General features: G+C 59.1%; 1 protein-coding gene. It reads left to right on the top strand.

Going from position 1 to position 1,219, the window contains the following annotated elements; translation table 11 throughout:
* On the top strand, positions 1-1,219 hold a 1,219-nt coding region (locus Xvie_RS20320), incomplete at both ends, for a condensation domain-containing protein (protein WP_244175758.1).

Here is a 1,219-nt window from a genome sequence, read left to right on the forward strand (position 1 = left end):
GTGCCGGCGCAGGTGGTCTGGCGTCAGGCCCCATTATCGATCACTGAACTGACGTTAGATCCGGCAGACGGACCAGTCAGTGAGCAGCTGAGCCAGCGTTTTGATCCCCGCCATTATCGCCTGAACTTAAATGAGGCCCCGTTATTGCAATTTGTCATTGCCCGGAACGCGGCGGGGTGTTGGGTCGTTCTGCAAATACTGCATCACCTGATTGGTGATCATACCACGCTGGAAGTCCTGTATCGTGAAATCCGGGCCTATCTGACGGGACAGGCGGCGACACTGCCGGCTCCGGTACCGTTCCGCAATCTGGTGGCGCAGGCCCGGCTGGGTATCAGTCAGGCAGCACACACCCGTTTCTTCACGGACATGCTGGCGGACGTAACAGAGCCGACCCTGCCGTTTGGCTTGGCGGAAGTGCACCGTGACGGCTCGCAGGTGACGGAATTCCACCGGATGTTGCCTGCTGAGCTGAATCGCCGTCTGCGCCGTCAGGCCCGGCAGTGTGGCGTCAGTCTGGCGGCGTTGTGCCATCTGGCCTGGGCGCAGGTGTTGTCGCACACCAGCGGACAGGCAAACGTGGTGTTCGGCACCGTGTTGTTCGGGCGTATGGCGGCGGGAGAAGGGATGGATAGCGGGCTGGGGCTGTTTATTAATACCCTGCCGCTGCGGCTGGATATCGATAATACGCCAGTACGGGAAAGTGTGCAGCAGGCCCATACCCGGCTGGCCGGATTATTGACACATGAGCATGCATCACTGGCGTTGGCCCAGCGATGCAGTGGCATTGACAACGCGAGTCCGCTTTTCAGTGCCCTGCTGAACTACCGGCATAATGATGTGTCCGCCCTCTCCGATGAGGGGATAAACGGGATTGAGTTTATGGGCGGGCAGGAGCGGACGAATTACCCCTTTGTGCTGTCGGTGGAGGACTTTGGTGATGCGCTGGGGCTGACGGCGCAGACAGTTCAGCCGCTTGCGCCGGAACGGGTCTGTGATTATATGCAGCAGGCGCTGGAAAGTCTGGCGGATGCGCTGGAATACGCCCCAGACAGGCCGGTTCGGGCATTGGAAATCTTACCGGAAGCCGAACGTACCCTGTTGCTAACAACCTGGAATGCCACGGAAACACCGTACCCTGACACGGTGTGCATTCATCAGTTATTCGAACAGCAGGCAGAGAAAATCCCAGACGCCATTGCCTTGAGGTACGAAGACC

Origin of the sequence: Xenorhabdus vietnamensis, from assembly GCF_002127535.1 — a bacterium.
GTDB classification, from domain to species: Bacteria; Pseudomonadota; Gammaproteobacteria; order Enterobacterales; family Enterobacteriaceae; genus Xenorhabdus; species Xenorhabdus vietnamensis.